Source organism: Methanobrevibacter wolinii SH, assembly GCF_000621965.1.
Lineage (GTDB): Archaea > Methanobacteriota > Methanobacteria > Methanobacteriales > Methanobacteriaceae > Methanarmilla > Methanarmilla wolinii.
The window spans coordinates 1-1,416 of record NZ_JHWX01000013.1 but is presented as its reverse complement, the minus strand read 5'-3'; the positions used below and the strand labels follow the sequence as shown (position 1 = coordinate 1,416).

At 20.4% G+C, this 1,416-nt stretch carries 1 protein-coding gene; it reads right to left on the bottom strand.

The genetic code is table 11. The annotated features are described in order from the left end of the window. Window positions 1–913: 913 nt before the first annotated feature. The coding region (locus T523_RS09115; RefSeq protein ID WP_042707073.1) for a DUF11 domain-containing protein at window positions 914–1,416 on the bottom strand (503 nt) is incomplete at its 5' end.

The window sequence follows — 1,416 nt, the reverse complement described above, 5'->3', positions numbered from 1 at the left end:
TTAAACCTAATTAAAATAATTAAATACAATTTAAACTAAAAAAACAGAATAAAACTATTAAACTTAATAAAAACAATTAAATACTCTTTAGAATATTAAAAAAATAGAATCAACAATTAATAATTAAAAATAATAAAAATTTAAGAATAATTAAAAAGTTTTATAAAAAACTTTAAAATTATCCTCTAATAACATCTTTAAATGCTTTTTCACCCATATTAGTAGTCATAATAACAATTTGGTCTTGACCTTCTTTATAATTAAATGTTTGACCATTTTTACCAGTTATTAAAACACCTTTATGTCCATTAATAGTGACATTTTTAGTATTGTTTGTAGAATTTACTGATTGAGAAGGTGTAACTATTTTATTATTAGATTGATTAATTACAGTAATTTTGTAATAATTAGTACCATTCTCAATTATATGGGATTGTATAGTAACATTAGTATTATTATTAGAACCAGAAGAAGTACTATTAGTATGATAACCATATGGTATGGAAAAATCATGACCTCCTACATTTAATGTTAAATTATTATTAACAATTAAACCAATAGCAATTGCTGCAATAATAATAATAACTACACAAATAATTATTGTTCTTTTCTTTTTGGATTGTTTTCCTTCATCACCAGAAATATTTACACCTCAAGAAAATTTTTAAATATTCTTAATAAAGTTATAAGAACATTATAACATTATTATTGTTTTATTTATATATTTCATAATAAAAATAGTTTATGTATTAAATTTAGATAAAATAAAAAAAATATTTAATAAAATTTAGGAAAAAATAGATAAAAAAATAAATCAAGAAAAAAAGATATTTAATCTTTTATAAAAATAACTAAAAATACATTAAAAAAATAAAAAAAGACAAATAATTGTCTTAAATAAAAAAATTAAATTTTATTCTCTTCTTTTTGGTAATAATAATAAACTTATTAAAGCAATAAATAACACAAATATAGGAATACCAGTTGCAGGAGTTCCTTGACCTAATCCAGATAAATTATTTTTATTATTATATTTAACTATATCCTGATTAGTTGTATTATTATGTTTAGTTTTATTATCTATTGTATTATTATTATGATTTTCTGTTTTAACAGTAGTTGTATTATTAGCACTTACATTACCAGTCTCATTAGAACTAGCAATAACAATATTAGTAAAATTACCAGATTTAACTGTTTTAAATACAACAGTGAAGTTAACAGACTCACCAACACCTAAAGTATTAGCATAAGTAAAAACATCACCATTTTTAGTCCAATTAACACCAGTAAAATTAAAATAACTTAAACCAGTATAATTAGACTCAAGAACAGAAACGCCAGTTAAATTACAATCACCAGTATTAGTAACAACAACAGTAAATGAAGTTAAATTACCAACAAATACAACAGGAT